Annotated in this window: 6 protein-coding genes; 5 read left to right on the top strand and 1 reads right to left on the bottom strand. The window is 25.8% G+C overall.

Translation table 11 applies throughout. The features are described from left to right. Positions 1-15 precede the first annotated feature (15 nt). The 5 genes from hfq to map all read left to right on the top strand — a co-directional run bounded on the left by hfq (position 16) and on the right by map (position 11,683). On the top strand, positions 16-309 hold the full coding sequence (gene hfq, locus GFV14_RS02760) for an RNA chaperone Hfq (RefSeq protein WP_457914147.1): 294 nt from the start codon (positions 16-18) through the stop codon (positions 307-309). A gap of 1,432 nt (positions 310-1,741) precedes the next feature. Continuing rightward, positions 1,742-2,941 carry an FtsH protease activity modulator HflK gene (gene hflK / locus GFV14_RS02765; protein WP_457914148.1) on the top strand — a complete coding sequence of 400 codons (1,200 nt, stop codon included), beginning with the start codon at positions 1,742-1,744 and terminating at the stop codon, positions 2,939-2,941. A gap of 2 nt (positions 2,942-2,943) precedes the next feature. Beyond that, positions 2,944-3,954: a protease modulator HflC gene (hflC, locus tag GFV14_RS02770; protein WP_457914149.1), complete on the top strand. Its 1,011-nt coding sequence runs from the start codon at positions 2,944-2,946 to the stop codon at positions 3,952-3,954. Positions 3,955-4,150: 196 nt separating this feature from the next. After that, positions 4,151-5,449, top strand: coding sequence for an adenylosuccinate synthase (locus GFV14_RS02775; protein WP_457914150.1), 1,299 nt, complete (start codon positions 4,151-4,153; stop codon positions 5,447-5,449). A 5,436-nt stretch (positions 5,450-10,885) separates the two neighbouring features. Then, positions 10,886-11,683 carry a type I methionyl aminopeptidase gene (gene map, locus GFV14_RS02780; RefSeq protein ID WP_457914151.1) on the top strand — a complete coding sequence of 266 codons (798 nt, stop codon included), beginning with the start codon at positions 10,886-10,888 and terminating at the stop codon, positions 11,681-11,683. 4,493 nt (positions 11,684-16,176) lie between these two features. Here map and lptF read toward each other — a convergent pair. Next, the gene (gene lptF / locus GFV14_RS02785) at positions 16,177-17,274 is read right to left on the bottom strand and encodes an LPS export ABC transporter permease LptF (protein WP_457914152.1); all 1,098 of its coding nucleotides are present in this window, start codon (positions 17,272-17,274) and stop codon (positions 16,177-16,179) included. Positions 17,275-17,447 lie beyond the last annotated feature (173 nt).

The raw sequence follows: 17,447 nt of genomic DNA on the forward strand, positions 1-17,447 counted from the left end.
TAAGGAAAACACAAAATGGCTAAGGGGCAATCTTTGCAAGATCCATTTCTGAATGCATTACGTCGTGAAAAGGTTCCTGTATCAATTTATTTAGTAAATGGTATAAAATTACAAGGACAGATCGAATCTTTTGACCAGTTTGTTATTTTACTAAAAAACACGGTGAGCCAGATGCTTTATAAGCACGCGATTTCTACTGTAGTTCCTGCTCGCCCTATTTCTCATCATAGTGGTGGTGCAAGTGGTAAAAATAATAGCAACTATCATATTAACACTTTTACTCAGCAACATCACGAACCTACTGAGTAATTCAGCTTGCACAGTAAAATTGAAGAAAACATAGGTAGGAGAATTTATCTGTGTTTTTCTTTGTATATTCATTTACAACCTAAGAAATTATATCTTTATTTAATAAGATTAATATAAAAAATAATTGTCTTAATATATATTTTTCAAGGAACGAAAGATAAAATCTAGAAGAACATAAGTACTCGGTAAGTTTTTAATATAGAATAACTAAAAATAGTAAAAAACAATTATAAATGTCTTTATTAAAACATTATATTAGAAAAGTAAATTTAAATAAATAATTAATATTATCTAAGAAAATGGTATGAAAATCGTGTTATTTGCTAATACTCTCAAGATCAAAATCAAATCGTCATTTTAAAAATTTTTCTAATTCAATATTATTGACGCACAGATATGCTTAAATACATTTTCTAAAATTACGTGTATTCATACCATGCAATTATAAGTTCAAATAAAAAATTAGATTGTTTTATCTATTTTCTGAGTTAATGAATTCACATATCTTAAATAATTACAAGATAGAAACAGGCTAGGTAATTATAGTAAATACTAATATTAAAAATAAAACTATTTTTTATTAAAAATAGATTAATCAGTATATGTTACATCACAATAAAATTTAAAAATTCAAGGTAAACTATTTATCGAGAAATCACTCAAGATTCCAATAGCTGTAGTTACTAGTTATATGTAACATTCATTAAGTAAATTAAATTTATTTAACCTAAATCACGACTACTGATATTTCAACCACTAATCAACTACTTGTAACAGACACTGAAATAAATTAACAGAAACAATCTAAGAACATTTTTTATATACAGTTGAATTTATTCACTATTTAACACATAATTAGTTTTCTGAATGCAAGGAACTTCTTCGAGACACTCGTAAAGAAATATAATTACTATAGATTACTAATCTAGAAGATGACTGTTTGATCAAACGATTGACATGATTGAAAGTATTGCACAAACATTTCAGATAATAAATTTTTAATACTATTGATTGTTAATTAAGGCAATATTCTAAAGAATTTTGCCCTAATTATTCACATAAATTAGGAACAAAAAATATTTCATGTTTAAATATGTGCGAAAAATATATTAATACCGTGATTTCTGCAAATATTAATCAACCTTTTTAAATTAAAAACATATATTGCATTACATTTTACTATCGAGTAACAATTATCTGAAATACCAATTTTATTCATCTAAAACCTTTTAACATTTATATGAGAAAGTAAGATAAAAATTTAATCAATCTTGAGATACATACTCACAGTTAAATTAGTAATATTTTTATAAAAAGGAACAACTAATTAGGTAGTTATGTCATTTTAAAATGACGATAGAAATGACATTGATATTAACAGTCATTTATTTCTCTTCACTTAACATTAACCATAAAGATATGGAGCTAACACATGACGTGGAATCAGCCCGGTAATGACGGACAAGACCGCGATCCGTGGGGGAGCAGCAATAAGAGTGGCAACTCTAGCGGAAAAAAAAATAATCGCAAACGTAAAAGTTTTAATCTCGACAATCTCTTGAGTGATCTGAGTAATAAGTTTCGTAATCAAAAATGTAATAGTGGTGGCAATAATAAACAATCATCTCAAATCAGTTGGCGTATTAACATATTAATTATTGCTGTAGTTATAATTGTATGGTTTGGATCAGGTTTTTATATTATTATGGAAAGTGACCGTGGTGTCATATTGCGCTTTGGTGAATATAATGATGTTGTAGGGCCTGGTTTACACTGGAAGCCAACCATGATTGATCATATTACTCCGGTCAATGTTGAAACAATTCGAGAACAAGCGACTAATGGCATGATATTAACATCAGATGGAAATATAATCCTCGTTGAAATGAATGTTCAATATAGTATTACTAATCCTGCTGAATATCTATTTAATGTTAAAAATCCTGACAACAGTTTGCGCCAAGCACTTGATAGTGCAGTACGTGGTGTCATTGGTCAATTAGCTATGGAACAAATATTGACGACAAATCGTACTTTTATTCGAGATATGACACAAAAAGATCTTGAAGAAACAATTTCATTATATAAAATGGGTATTACTATACTTGATGTTAACTTCCAGTCTGCTCGTCCACCTGAAGATGTTAAGGCTGCATTTGATGATGTAATTTCCGCAAGAGAAGAAAAACAAAAAAAAATTCGTCAAGCTCACGCATACCGTAACGAAGTTTTACCATTAGCAAAAGGTAACGCACAAAAAATCATCGAAGAGGCAAAAGCTGATAAAATTAGTATTATTTTAAAAACAAAAGGTGAAGTTGAAAGTTTATCTAAAATATTATCAGAATATCGCTCCTCACCTACCATTACCAGAGAATGTCTCTATATTAATACAATGGAACGTATTTTCAGTAATACACACAAAATTATTGCCCATGACAAAAATCAAGGTATTTTAGTACTTCAATTAGAAAAACTTATACATACTCGTCATAACAACAGTGAAAAACAAAAGGAGTTACCATCAAAAATAATAAATTCAAACACAAATAATTCATCATCATATAACGCAATAGAAGTACAGAAAAAACGTGGTATACGTGTTAACGCCATTAGAGTGGGACGAGAATAATCATGCGAAAATCACTAATTATTAGTATTATTTCCATTTTATTTCTCACTTACACATCTATCTTTATTATTCCTCAAACTGAACGCGGCATTGTTTTGCGTTTTGGTAAAGTACTGCGCAACTCTAAAAATCAACCGATTATTTGTAATCCTGGTTTGCATTTTAAGATTCCGTTTCTTGAAACAATTAAATTTTTAGATGCACGCATTCAAACGTTAGAAATTCAAACAGATCGTTATCTAACAAATGAAAATAAAGACTTAATAGTAGACTCATATCTAAAATGGCGTGTCACTAACTTTAGCCGCTACTATGCAGCAACAGGTGGTGGTAACTTATATCAAACTCAGATACTGTTAAAACGTAAGTTTAATGATCATTTACGTTCTACATTTAGTCATCTTAATGTAAAAGATATCATTACTAATTTACGTAGTCGTTTAACCGTTGACATTCGTAATTCACTAAATAAAAGAACGGAAACACATGAAAAAATACAAAAAACTAGTGCTACTATCACCTCTGTCGCTGATCTTGTTACACAAGACATAGATTTGATATCGAAAGCTATGAAAACAAACAGCATGGCAGCGTTAGGTATTGAAGTCATTGATGTTCGGATTAAGCGCATTGAATTACCCAGCGAAATTTCTAAAGCTATCTATGCAAACATGCGTGAAGAACGTGAAGCTATTGCTCGTCAACATCGTTCAGAAGGGCAAGAAAAAGCAACAAAAATTCGTGCTGTAGCCGATAAAACAGTCACAGAAATACTAGCAAAAGCTGAGCGTATTAAACTAACCTATCGCGGTGAAGGTGATGCAATGGCAATAAAACTATTTTCTGATGCTTTTAATCAAGATCCTGAGTTTTATGTTTTTATTCGTAGTTTGCATGCATACGAAAAAAGCTTCAAAAGTGGTAATGATGTAATGGTGTTAAGCCCAGATACTGATTTCTTTCGATTTATGCAAGCCCCAAATAATCCACTTAAAACTAATAAAAATACCTGAAAATATAAGTAAAAAATTTTATTTTAAGTTTTGAATGTTTAAATTCACACTATTACCACTTACGTAATGAAGCTTTAATAAAGAAATCAAAATATCAATTTACTTTTTCTCTAAAAAAATGTTTTGTATTAAAATAGCAGTAATAATTTATTTCAAATAATATCATTCACTTTTAAGAAACAGAGTGTACTGTAAAATGGGTAAAAACGTTGTTATATTAGGCACCCAATGGGGTGATGAAGGAAAAGGAAAGATAGTTGACTTAATAACAGAGCGTGCTAAATATGTAGTGCGCTATCAAGGTGGTCATAATGCTGGTCATACTCTTGTTGTAAATGGTAAAAAAACTATTCTTCACTTAATTCCATCTGGTATTCTTCATAAACATGTTATCGGAATTATTGCTAATGGAGTTGTGCTTGCACCTGATGCTTTAATAAAAGAGATGAAAGAATTAGAAAATCGTGGTGTTTCTGTCCGAGGACGCTTATATATTTCTGAATTATGCCCACTCATTTTAAATTATCATGTTGCATTAGATAATGCGCGTGAAAAAGCAAGAGGCACAAAAGCTATCGGAACAACAGGTCGCGGTATTGGTCCTGCTTATGAAGATAAAGTTGCTCGACGTGGTTTACGTGTTGGTGATCTGTTCAATAAAAAAACTTTTTCTCAAAAACTCACAGAAATTGTTGAATATCATAATTTTCAACTAGTTAAATTCTATAACGAGCCAGCAATTAATTATCAAAAAACATATGATGATATCATGGCAGTAGCTGATGTTCTTACTGGAATGGTAATTGACGTTTCTGATTTACTGTATCAAGCAAATCAAAAGAAAGAATTAGTAATGTTTGAAGGTGCACAAGGCACATTATTAGATATTGATCATGGTACTTATCCTTACGTGACCTCTTCCAATACTACAGCTGGTGGTGTTGCAACCGGTTCAGGTTTAGGTCCACGCTATGTAAACTATGTATTAGGTATTATTAAAGCTTATTCTACCCGTGTTGGTTCTGGCCCATTTCCAACAGAACTCTTTGATGAAACAGGTCAGTTTTTACTAGAGAAAGGTCAAGAATTTGGTACAACTACAGGTCGTAAACGCCGTACTGGCTGGTTAGATATAGTAGCTATTAACCGATCTGTTCAAATTAATTCATTATCAGGTTTTTGTATGACTAAACTAGATGTTTTAGATAGTCTGAAAGAAATAAAAATCTGTGTTGGTTATACACGCTCAGATGGTAAAATTCTGAAAACAACACCATTAACAGAAGAGAAATGGATTGGTTTAAAGCCAATCTATGAGATTTTACCCGGTTGGAATGAAATCACACGAGGTATTAAAAACAAAGCTCTATTACCGTCAGCAGCTTTAAATTATATCAAACGAGTTGAAGCCCTGACAGATGTGCCTATTGACATTATATCAACAGGCCCGGACCGTGCTGAAACTATAATTCTTCGCGACCCATTTGATATTTAATCATGATCTTAAATAAATTGAAAAAAATGACAATATAGATTTTCTCAACGTTTCTTTATATTTATTGACCATAGTTTTACAAGCTCAGTAACGCTAGATAGATAATTCATAACTATTTAGTATGCACTTTAAATGTTCTAAATTATATTTTAGAACATTTAAAGTAATAAAGCTGAACAAGTAAACCTTATGTTTGGTAAACATCAAACATTACTCTCTCTACTAAATGCATATTTAGTATAATATTTTGCATGTTTTAATCTCATTCAGAGTATATGTATAAAACATCTAAAAATTAATTATTCTGTAGTCTATTGTTCATTTTTGAACTTCCGCATGTTTTATATTTTTAAAAAATATATTGTTTTTAGTTTAATTAATGAACTTTTTATTATAAATAAAATTTAAGATTATTTTATACAAAGACTGCTCTTCTATTTTTACAGTCTCTCAAAAAAAAGAAAAATGTTATTTTAATTTATATACTGCTCAATGAAAAGTATTTAATAAAGATCCTAAAATTCACTATCTCTAAATATAGATAGTACACTACATTATAATACAATATGCATTATTTCACTACAAATATTATGTTAGTATTAAGTTATATAGAATTTTAAAAGTATATTCATTTATTTTGCAATAGAAAAATAAAATACTAAAGTTAATTAACTCAAAAAAGATATTCAAACACTACTCATGCTAATTCTATAAATGATTAATAAATCTTACTTAGTGCTCGCACTATGTTTAAAGGATAATATTTTTAGTTAGAAATTAAATTCTCTCTAATACAATATACTAACACTAGATGTATATTTTAAATATATATAAATCATTTCAATAGATAGTAACTATTTTATAATTTTAAAAGTATATTTTAATCAGATATTTTTCTAGGTATAATCAATAAAGTCTTTCTTGCGTTACATGTCACTACCATATGCTTCTTATGATGTTAAAAAATCATTCACTTTAAACTTAGCTTATGAAAATATTGACTCAGTAACCTACTGATCTTAATATAAAAAAATGAAAAATAATCTAAATACGATTTTTACTGTGATATAAATTTTAGAAATTCACTTTATTCTGATACTCTTTACTTGAGACAATTTATGCATAACCGTTGTTAGTATTTTCTTAAATATAGTTGCAAAAAAAGATTCAAGAAAGTTGATTGTATTTTTTAACAAATGAAATAATTAAATAAAGTCATCTTTATAATACTAATAAATTTTCACTACACGAGTATTGACTAATAAATAGTTTGATAAATACAAATAAATTTATTTATACGTTTATCATATTTTATGATCTAGTCAAACATTCTTCAATTAAATCTAATCCCATATTTTACGATAACAATCATACAATAGTTATCTAAAAATTTATAGATAACACATAGTATGCAGATCAATTCATAATCCATAAATAATTCATGCATAATCTCAAAACGTTCTTCCCCCTTATCCTACAGGTATAACTAAAGATTTTATAAAACTTACTTTCTAATTTTTACTAAGTTATTTGAGCACCACTACCATACTATAATATTATCCTAAGAAATAGGAGATTAGTCAATAAAAACACTTTACTTTTTACAATAATCTTTCTTGTATAATCTAATTGTATATACTAGCTAATTAGTCTACTATTCCTAAAATTAATATTGTAAAATTTTAGTGCTATCGATTTAGAAAGATAATAAATAGTGCATTTGAACATATCGCAATAAACTATGACCTAATGAATCACACACTATTAAAATGTTTTATCAGCTTTGTATTGAAATATCGTAATAAGAATTATTCTTTATATGTCTATGATATATTCAATTGTTTTATAAGATCATTTTAATTCTTCTGAAGTTTTTTATTCAAAAAAATATATTCAAGATATATATGTAAACATTAAATTAAATATTTTTAAAAACTTATACGATCTTGATATTACTTTCAGTGAAACGTTACAACCAGACCATTGCGTCATTAACTTCATTTTAACTATATATATATTTAGTATTTATACGTAAAACAGTTAAATGTACTGAGATTAAATTTCTGAACTAAAAGTAAAATTAATGTTTTGACTTGCAATATTCTTTCATTAGAATATCACAAGTCACATTGAATGAACTATTCTCTGAATCAATATTCCACTGTATTATTTTAAATAGTTCTATTGTATTAGAATACACTATCATCTCTATCATCGCTACCTCATACAATAAAAACAGTTGCATAGAAAGAAGATGATGCAAACTAAAAATATAAATCAGTATCAACTAATACATGTTTTGACTTTAAGAGTTAAAATTTTCATACTCAATATTAACTATTAACAATCATTAATCAAACGAAGATCTTTATGAAAAAACATAAATTCCTTTTAATGTAAATTATCTAAACTATTTTAATAGAAAATGTTTCAAACTAACAACCCTTTGGATATCAAAAAGAATTTTATTCTATTAGACAAAAGATAGTAGAAAATCACTCCATTTTACTCGATGAGGCAACTTTCAATTTATCTAAAAAAATCAAGAAATAACTATAAACACAATTACATGTCTCCATATCAACGGAGATAAGATAGACAACAAAATAACACTAACATCAGATGTGTATTCAAGTAACTTGAATCTTAATTTAGTAAATATGCAAATCTTTAAGATGATTTTCCAGAGGAAAATTTAATATAAAATAACTTAATTATCTTTAAGGTAAACTATGATTTAAAAAATGAAAAAGAATTTTATAAAAGAATGAATATTACCAAGCTTATATCGTCAGAAGTAAAACTACTGACTAGAAAATTTTTTTAAGAATTACTTAACAATCAACGATAAAATTAATTTTTACTAAAATATATATAATTACTTAGGTATTTATATTTTTGAAACTAATATTTTTCTTTTTACTTTCTAAACTGTTTAAGTTATGATAGTGTCATTATAACATTTATCCTTCGCAAGAAAATAATGATAATTTTATAATAATGTAAACATAACCAAACACAATGTTATTATAAGTGCATTAAGGAAACAGTAGATAAAATTAAGATTTTGATACTACTAACAAAGAGTATTATGAAACTAAAAAATTAATTTTAACTTTAAGTTACAAAATATAGTCACAATACATTTAATTCTTCTTTTTCGCACAGTAGATAAATCTTGAAATCTATTTTAATTTACATTCAATGATATAATCGCTGATCTATAACTTGCAATGTAATTCAATAACAAACTGACTTCTTGCTCACTTGTGCAAACTTACATGTGTATTCATAAACTTTATGCTTTAAATTCATATAGTTATATACTATTAAGTGAATAAAATGAATTAATACTGTATAAAAATACAGTAGATCTAGTATTAACTTAAAAAAGTTATAGTATATAATTACTAATATAAAATATTTTTATCTTCATTGCCAGTATATAAAATTTATAAAAAACTTCTAACTTAATATCTATACTGTTTAAATATGAGAGCTTCTACAATCTAAATGACTGAAATATTCTAAAGATTTTTACTGTCAAACATGATCTTTATGCATAATTTATCGTTAAATTCATATGCTAAAGGGTAGCACTATTAAATTAAGTAAAAATATATTCAATACACTTGTAATTCGCGCTAAGTAACACAATAAAAATGTTTATGAAACATAATTTACTAGAGTGATCTATTATGGAGTGATCTATTATCTAACAAGATTAAAATCAACGTATTTTTCTAGATTAACTAGAAAAAAATGAATCTTATATCTCTAAATGTATCGTAAGTTAACTTACAATTAATTGTGTCATCATTGACAATGATCAACTAAGGCGCACGTACTTAGAGTTATTTACTAACTTAACTTCCTGATATCAATAAAAATTATTATATCTTATTGTAAATCAATAACAACCGGATATTAAACACATACTATCATAAAGTTATTAAAATTTAATAAACTGCAATAAAAAATAAAACACAAATCCAGCCATAAACTATACTTCCACTGTACACGGTGTAGAGAAAAACAAGAGTATCAATACAGAAAATAAACAATAATAATAAAAAATTCAGTGTGATGTAATCAGCTAAATTAATAATATTTTAACGCAAGTTGTTAATATTATTAATTGTAATTAAAGTACAGTCATCAATTAATAATTGAATGAATAATTAAAAATTATTAATTAATATTCATTAATAATTAAGTAAGTATTTAAAACAATACATCAAACTAAATGTTTATTACTTTAACGTAAATTAACAATTTAATATTTTCTCATGTATCTGACAAATCACTCTGAATTATGATCTTTACGATTTAATGATGAGATTACATATTAATAATGTCATACTCTACTAATATGACTTTATCTGTTACTTTAGTATATGATACATACAACACTATATAAACACCTAAACGATCTATACCTTTAAAATAGGTTGTGAAATCTGATTCAGTAAAGATTTCTTAATTATTGTGCATTTACATTGTTGATATTTAATGATATTTCCATTTTCTAACTAAATAAGTATTTAACAAATTAATATTTAGAAATACTGTGTAAGAGTACAGTCTTGATTCAGTTTTAAAATTTTAATAATGGAACTTAGTATATCATAGTTTTTATCTGTAAATATATAAATTATATAACCTCCATTAGAAAATATGATTTATCAATACTAATATTTTATGAACATTCTATACTATTTAACATTTTTATTCATAATAGTAACTATCATTACTGTAATTATATTAAACTATTTTCAGTGTCTATCAAAACGTGTTGTCTGATAGAAATTTTACCTAGATGATAACATTATCCAGGAGCTGTATTTTCTCTTAACGCTTTTTGTATTTGTTATAACAACATAGTATTGATATTTAAGCACTATTAACATAACATTTATTACTATTTTAATAATCCTAAACACTATACTTTTTTTAAGAATTTTTCTTATTAAGTTTAAGGTAATAATCTACCTTACTTTTTTGAAGGAAATTACACAATAAAAGATATCTTATGTTTCGACGCTTATAAGGATATAAAAGTATATAAACATCTATATATATTTACTAATATAGTAATTTTAATTTTGAGATGATAAATACAATCATTATGTTTTAAAAGATTTAAAATACATTCTTTAAAACTAAACACATCTTAATGATAAGTATAACCAGTCTAACTTTATTGTTATTAAAATTTACTCAAATACTTAAACACATATATTATATATGCATTGGAATACTTGCATATATTACCTAGATTTAAAGAATGACATTAATACGTAGTTAGTATGAAATGCGGTGAACTGATACCATGAGTATTAATAAATACTGTACAAACAATTTTATTACTTATTCATTAGTTTTATTATTTTTTACTTTATCACACAAACATTTTTACATCAATGGACTAAACTCATGGGTATTATAATCAAAACTGAAGAAGATATTCAAAAAATGCGTGCTGCTGGACACCTAGCAGCTGAAGTGTTGGAAATGATTGCTCCAAACGTAAAACCTGGCGTCAGTACCGGGGAACTTGATCGTCTCTGTCATCGGTATATTGTTGAAGTACAACATGCAATACCAGCTTGCTTAAACTATCATGGCTTTCCTAAATCTGTTTGTATTTCAGTGAATGATGTTATCTGTCATGGAATTCCTAGCAATAATAAAATTCTCAAAGATGGTGATATTGTAAACATTGATGTCACAGTAATTAAAGAAGCTTTTCATGGTGATACATCTACTATGTTTATTCTTGGCAAACATACTATTCAAAATAAACGTCTATGCCGAATAACACAAGAAAGTCTTTATTTAGCTCTGCGTATCGTTAAACCAGGTATTCGCTTACGTACACTAGGTAAAACCATTCAAGAATTTATTGAGAGGAATAATTTTTCTGTTGTCCGTGAATATTGTGGTCATGGTATTGGTAAAAACTTTCATGAAGAACCACAAATACTTCACTATGATGCAGATGATCATGGAATTATATTACAAAAAGGCATGGCATTTACTATTGAACCTATGGTAAATATCGGTGATTACCATATTCGTACAATGAATGACGGATGGACAGTAAAAACTAAAGATAGAAGTTGGTCTGCGCAATATGAACATACAGTAGTTGTAACAAAAAATGGTTGTGAAATAATGACATTACGAAAAGAAGAAGAGAAATTTATCTCTGCAATTTTAATAAATGAATAGTTAAAATAGAATTAATGCAATAATTTACATTTTAAATTTAAAATAGTTAAAACAATCTTTCTTTTGTATTCAGTTATTTTATCCTATCCTATTGAAATTAAATATATATAAAATAGTTAGAATTTAATGAATATTAAAATCAGTTTCATCATATTAATTATCATTGAACTAACAAATTTCTAGGCAAATATACAGAAAATAATTTAAGTTTTCTCTAGATATAAACAAAATAAATCGATATATATACATCATTAGATCTATAAAACAATAAATACAATATTATATTCATAATATATGCATAAATGTTAAATCTCCTCGATTAAAATAAACAGAAAATTCCCAAAAATTATAGTTCCAGGTAGATAAAAATAAATTAAAGATGAAGAAATTAATTCAGCACTTTCTAAATGTAATTATTTTAATGTATTCATCTTAAGATGAGACGAGTCTATAATAGTGAAATATTCATTCACTTTGTAATTCACCCTGAAAAAATTAGTTTTTGTTAACATATTGTCTAATACTTTCCTAAAAAGATCATATTATATTACTATTTACCCTATAAAATAACCGTTATAAACAAAATCAACCTCACTATGGGTTAAGTAATAAACTATATAGTTAACACTAACGATCTTAGAATGACTTAAAAAGCTAAAATAATGTTTATCATCATAGATATATAAATATTAATAATATAAATAAGTATCATAACATTACTATAGATATTTCAAGTGTATCTAATTTAAGTATAATAACAAATAGATCAAAACATAAATAAAAAGATTCTACTACTTCTAGATTAGATAAACAATTACTATTCTACTTAAAAAGATGTTGCAAGATACATATTAAACGAGTAAAATATATTCAGATAGCGTATCTAACATGCTAGAAAAAATATTGAGATAGAAAAATAAAATAAATTTTTATACTTCTTAAGTACAATTAACAATATTATTTTGTTAACTATATATTACGAGCAACAAAAAATGTAGTGAAGATAAAAATGTGACAGTATTTGAATACTTATCTTAAGTTTCTCACTTATAGCATGTATTTCTATGTTTCTTTAAAAAATTACATAGAGTCTGAATAATAATGTCTACTCTAATGAGTCATTTTGGTAGATCTAGTATAAACAGTTTATATAAATAAAAAATTTATTAGTAACGTCAAAAAATCACTCAGTCAATATATAATTGCTCAATTAACGTAATCTAATTGCCTAGATTCATTCTGAAAATAGTTTTACTTTTTCTCTTACCATCCTAATTGTTAATAACAAAATGTACTACTAATCATATATTTTCAACACATTTATCAATATACTGGGTTGAAAGTAAATATTTTTTGAAAGATTATATCTTAATCAGAGATATTCTAACGAATAGAGATAAAGATAAACGTAATTTCAAAGAAATTATAGTTATTTCTTGTAATTTTTGAAAAAAATAATTTTATTTTATATAGAAAACTTATGAAATTCAAATCAGTATCTGAGAATTCATTCAGTTTTTTGAAAATTTATCATTTATAGTACTAAAATTAACTTAATACATTTTTTTAAACTCTAAGTCTAATTCAGATGTTATCTTATCTTTAGTTATATAGATGATATATAAATCTATTAATATCTGTTTTTTGAATTGATATTACAATAAAATCATAAAACTTTTTAAGAAACTAATAAATTTTAGTATCATCATATTAATTGAACAATAGTTTTAATGACCTATACTCAATAAAGGTCACGATACTATATATAAGCACTTAATTATTAAGTAATATTTACTCCAATAAATTTCATTTTATAATCTAATACAAAAATTCTTACAATGATTATCCAATATTAATTTAAGTTATTCACTAAAATGCATACTGGGATCAATAGTATAATTGAATATTTTCGCATATCAGGTTACTGCTCAATTACAAAGATTAATATTGTAGTTCGCTACTTTTAATAAAGTAGGCAAATATCTCATATTAGATTTTTATAAAAACAAGTTTCTATTCTTTGATATTCTTATCAATATTTAGATATTCATCACTGACTCAAGAGTAATAATGTTTTCTTGTAGTTAATAAAAATAGTTAAAACTGTATCACGAGATACTTTTAAAGTTTTCTGCCTACTGACCTTGAAATTTACTATTAATCCAATTTATTAAATAACAATTCAGCTTTTATTATAATGAATGCTATAATAATTTATTTATTATATGAAAATTTTAGATTATTTTTTAAGAATTTATAATTTTTCATACTCATTGAACACTTTACTGAGCATTATTTTTTAGTATAATATAATGTCAATATATTTCTGATCTGCATATCTTTAACATTGCATTGATAATGAGAACAACACTATACATAACTTAAAGAAATATCTCTTAAATTAAATAAATCTGATAATAGTTTACAAATATATAAATATATCATGCTTAATTAATAAACATCAGAAACAAATAACATAGAATTTACGTATCACTGATACGAGAGATATATATAAAAACTTAACTTATATTATGTCATCTTATTCATTTGATAATAAAAGATGAGTTTATTTACCTAATAAAAACTTACCCAGTACATTATCTCTGTACTAGCTGAAAACTCACTATACGTGCATAAAATATTAATATGTTTTATAATATTGACTGAATAATAAAGTACAATACAATCTAAATATATTTAGCAATTATATAAGCGATAATGTTTGGTAACCTGGACTTTTGCAGGTTATATTTTTAAAATTTTAGTACCGAAAAGATTTTACCATGAAACTATATATGCTCGAATTAATAAAAAATATTGTTATACCTATTATATATCATACTCATTTAGAATAATTTTAAATTCTCCCGAAGTGTCTGTGCTGTATTGATAAAATGTATATAGTTGATTTTTAAGAACGGAAGGAGAAATTTTCAGTCTTTGTATTGCACTAATTCAGAAAATTTAAATAAGCTATTTTATTGTTCAGACTTATTTGAAATCCTTTCCTAAGTTTATTTAATTTTTTAGAAAAAAGATATATTAAGGTTTAGCACTTTAATTTAAAGTGTCTATTACTTTTTAGTAATATATTCTCTTTGATATAACTATAAAATCTAATTGAGTATAGTATTAAAATTATTTAAAATCATTACAAAATCTATCATTATCTTGTCTTTATCATAAATCTTATAGAAATACTGCGACTACTATAACAATAACTCAAATAAAAATATACAAATTACTATCAATTGTCAAATTTCTTAAACTTTTTAAACTTTTTTAAAACTAATTTATTTATTTTTACTTATATTAAGACATAATCATAAGTAATTAATTTAAAATTATAATCATATAAACGAAATACTTATAATAAGATAGCATCAATTAAAACTATATTTCTCTAATTAAAAATAATGAAATTAAAAATTCATGAGTATCTTAAAATCATTTTGATTATCTCAAGAGAGCGATTCTAAAAAAAATAAATAATGCTTAACTATACAGATCTATTTTTTCATATCTAAAATTGCTACTAATAAACTATTAATAACTTTCTGCATATTAGTACGACTAGAAATAATATGAAATTACCTAGTAAAATATTAATATGAGAAAAGTTTGCTTATGTCATTATTTTTAGAGTTCAGAATGTTTTAGAAACTAAGCTAAATAGTCTCAAGTATAAATTTCATATACACACTGTAGAATATAAACATTTTGTATTAAAATAATATAAAAACTCTATGTAAATATTTAATCTCGTTGAAATTTTATCACTAATAACTAATAATAATTCACTATGATATAATTTTAAATGTGGAATCACTGTTGTAAAATCATTTAGTTTGTATTAATTCAAAAAAAATCATTTAATATAGTTATTTTTATAAAATTATAGTCAATATCTTAAAATAAAATAGCGCTATATCCTTAAGCGGATTGTAATAATTATCAAACATTCATCAAATATTTAGCATAGAGTTTGAACATAACAATTGATTCAGAATTACTTTTATGATAAATTTTCTTACAAAAGAAGATCTTACATTTTTTTTCATTTTATCAATCAAGATAATAAATAAAATCACTTTCAATTAATGTAATATTGTATAATATATTTATATATATAAAGTAATGTTTATTTTCATACAATTTTTATTAATTATAACGTATTAATTAGAGATAATCTTCTGGAAACAGTCTTTTTGAGCTAACTATGATTTTATAAAAATAGGATAGCTAACTTATGAATTAACATACTAATACTAGAAATAAAATAGTCATTTTTATTTCGGAAGCGCAATTTATAAAATATATTAATAACATAAAATTTACATCTTCACTAGTGCAAATAATACTTCCACGGAAAATACTAAAATATCTAATTCATGCTATCAATAAAAAATATTAATATCTTTGAGTAGATTCTCAACACGGTCAATATATGTAATCACGTACAGTATAATAAGCATCATTAAAAATACACAAAATTAGTTCACTTTGCTATTATACTTAACCCGTAAACGACGTATCAATACTGTATTCCACATATTAAGAAAAATCGCTAATACTAAATAACCTAAATTTACAGACCATAATGCATATTTCGCATCAATAGCCTCGTTTTCTGCACTGTTACGCAATGTAATTTGTAACAGAAAAAAAATCAAATATAATAACATAGCAGGAAGTGCACTGAATACTCTCCCTTGACGGGGGTTAACTTCACTCAGTGGTACGACGATTAACGCCATGACTACTACAGAGTATACAATTGTTAAACGCCAGTGAAATTCTGTATTTGAAACAGAATCACTCGCCTCCCATAACTCAAACATATTTTTCTGTTCAATCCTATCTTGTCTTTTCTCACTATTTTTATGATTAATGACGGCTTGATAGTTAATAAAATGAGTGATCTTGAAATCACGTAATAATGCCGTTCCCTCATAACGAGTTCCTTTGTCTAGTACGACAACTTGACGACCTTCAGAATCTTCTGTCATGCACCCACTATCTGCTATAATAATTGATGGGCGCTGCTCATTAATCGGACGTAACTGAGCAAGAAAAATATGTTTAAAATTATTACCTTTTACTTCACTAATATAAAGTACAATATTGTGATCTTTTGTGGCTTTAAATTTCCCTTCTACTATTGCCGCAAGACCAGGATTAGCTTTTGCATCAGCCAGAACTTCTTCTTGATATTGCGATGACCAAGGTAGCATCCATGTAATATTCACTACCGCGACTAATGAAGTTAGTATAGCTAAAACTAAGGCCGCTTTTATCATCACACTGTTTCCTAAGCCGCAAGCATACATTACAGTAATTTCACTTTCAGTGTAAAGTTTACTATATGTCATTAACACCCCTAAAAACAAACTCAACGGCAAAACCAGCTGAGCCATTTCAGGTATTCCAAGTCCCAATAAAGGTAATACTAAGTTTGAAGGAATGCTTCCTTGTACTGCAGCTCCAAGAATATCGATAGATTTCTGACTAAAAAAAATCAACATCAGCACAAATAAGATAGCTAACTGACTTTTCAGAGTTTCTCGTACTAAATATCTAATAATAATCACGTTTATATGCCTATGAAAATTTCTTTTTTAGTGCAAAATTACCAAGTTATTTTAATATATACTATTTTAACGTATACTCTTGTACATTATATAACTAACATGATATAAAATCATTCTTTATACTAATCGCCTAATTAAAACATGTTTAATTTTATTAAAAATATATTTTCTTA

It is taken from the genome of Candidatus Hartigia pinicola (assembly GCA_020541205.1).
GTDB classification, from domain to species: domain Bacteria; phylum Pseudomonadota; class Gammaproteobacteria; order Enterobacterales; family Enterobacteriaceae; genus Hartigia; species Hartigia pinicola.

Bases quoted from the DNA above. Each gene is read 5' to 3' on its own strand.
- hflK (WP_457914148.1), top strand. From the start codon at position 1,742: ATGACGTGGAATCAGCCCGGTAATGACGGACAAGACCGCGATCCGTGG.
- hflC (WP_457914149.1), top strand. From the start codon at position 2,944: ATGCGAAAATCACTAATTATTAGTATTATTTCCATTTTATTTCTCACT.
- map (WP_457914151.1), top strand. From the start codon at position 10,886: ATGGGTATTATAATCAAAACTGAAGAAGATATTCAAAAAATGCGTGCT.
- GFV14_RS02775 (WP_457914150.1), top strand. From the start codon at position 4,151: ATGGGTAAAAACGTTGTTATATTAGGCACCCAATGGGGTGATGAAGGA.
- hfq (WP_457914147.1), top strand. From the start codon at position 16: ATGGCTAAGGGGCAATCTTTGCAAGATCCATTTCTGAATGCATTACGT.